This window comes from Edaphobacter aggregans DSM 19364, from assembly GCF_000745965.1.
Lineage (GTDB): Bacteria > Acidobacteriota > Terriglobia > Terriglobales > Acidobacteriaceae > Edaphobacter > Edaphobacter aggregans.
Map to the genome: position 1 here is coordinate 1 of NZ_JQKI01000355.1, position 1026 is coordinate 1026.

General features: G+C 56.2%; 3 protein-coding genes. All 3 read right to left on the reverse strand.

Going from position 1 to position 1026, the window contains the following annotated elements:
- A partial coding sequence (locus Q363_RS45115; protein WP_064742768.1) for an HNH endonuclease occupies positions 1-535 on the reverse strand: 535 nt, incomplete at its 3' end.
- Positions 536-539: 4 nt separating this feature from the next.
- A complete protein-coding gene (locus Q363_RS43530; protein WP_211256476.1) occupies positions 540-689 on the reverse strand; it encodes a hypothetical protein in 150 nt (49 codons plus the stop codon).
- 89 nt (positions 690-778) lie between these two features.
- Positions 779-1026: Tn3 family transposase (locus tag Q363_RS31770; protein WP_035358820.1), on the reverse strand; the 248-nt coding region annotated here is incomplete at its 5' end.

Below are 1026 nucleotides of genomic sequence, written 5' to 3' on the forward strand. Positions count from 1 at the left end.
AAACGGGACGCCGCTTGCCCACACGCGCTGTTCCCACTTCGCAGCTCTCCAATTTCATGCCGTCTGAATTCGCCACCAGTGTCAATGTTGGGTTTTCCCCAGCTTCGATAGCACCATCTTCTTTGGCGGGTTCACAGTTCAGTGGCACACTCTGAGCCGGTGGATTGCGAACGTTGAAATCAAGGTACGTCTGTTCGTGGCCTTCGGGGTGCTGCTCTCGCCACAGAACCAGCAGAAGCGGCGGAAACTCCGTAAGGACGACCTTCGTCCGGTGGACCTTCGCGTGACACCCCGCACAGAGAGCGATCATCAGATGCATAACTGACTTGCCCGGCTCCCGATGGTGGACGCCGGGATCGGGATCACCGCACACCCTACAGGCGTATCGATCACGCTCTAAGACCAGCTCTCGCAGGCCCCCGAAATACTCGGCATCCTGCCGTTTCAGCGTGTAGCAGGTCGCGCAGAGGCCCAGGGCGAGGATCTTCTCATTCCCGCAGGGACAGCATAGTGCGGTCTGGACCCCTTTCTTCAAAGCCCTACTCCTTCGTCTTCAGCTTGGAGTCGTTTTCGCGGATGAACGCCTCGATCTCCGGCGCACGTGCCAGGATGCGGAGAAATTGTTCTTTGTAGAGCGTGACCGGAAACCGGCCCATACCGTACAGAGAAAGCCCGCCTTTCTCGCTCACCTTCAAAGTGAGGCCGCCCTTGTCTTTGCTCTTGAGCTGGGCATTCTCAGGGTTGGCCGTGATTCGTTAAAAATCCGCCACATCTCGGTCTAAGCTGCTGATTTGAAAGTAAAATTGATCGTTGGATCAAGTGGTGTAACACGTCGTTTGAGATCGAGCACATAGTCTCCGAGCCGGTTGATATGCTCCCGCCGGTAAGGCGACAGTACCCTGAGCACATCGGCATCAACCGGATGCCCATCTTCCTGCAGTTCCCTGATCCTGCGCGACATCCACTGTACGTTGTACAGGATCACCATATTGGCGACGAGGTGATTGTACTTGATGACCTTGCGCT